Genomic DNA, 242 nt, shown 5'->3' with positions numbered 1-242 from the left:
GCGGTGGTTATGGTGGCGGCGGAGGTGGTTACGGCGGTAGCCGCGACCGTAGCTACGGAGACGGTGGATCTCGCTACTCCCGGGGCGGCGGCGGTGCTTCCGAAGGCAGCTGGAGGAACTAGATTTCGGGATATGTCTGTGGGGTGTTTAATTTTATGGTTCTGTTCTGGATTTCCTGTTATGCTCTCTTTTGCTGATGCTTGGTTCTCTCTTTTTGATCGCTGGGTTTGATATGATTGTTA

1 protein-coding gene is annotated in these 242 nt (G+C 53.3%); it reads left to right on the top strand.

What is annotated here, in order from left to right; all coding sequences use genetic code 11:
- Window positions 1–231 (top strand): hypothetical protein (locus tag C6N31_RS44990; protein ID WP_232486388.1); only part of this gene is annotated, 231 nt, incomplete at its 5' end.
- Between the last annotated feature and the right edge of the window lie 11 nt (window positions 232–242).

Source organism: Streptomyces fildesensis (genome assembly GCF_016107395.1).
Taxonomy (GTDB): Bacteria; Actinomycetota; Actinomycetes; order Streptomycetales; family Streptomycetaceae; genus Actinacidiphila; species Actinacidiphila fildesensis.
This window is presented reverse-complemented; position numbering and strand designations above follow the sequence as displayed.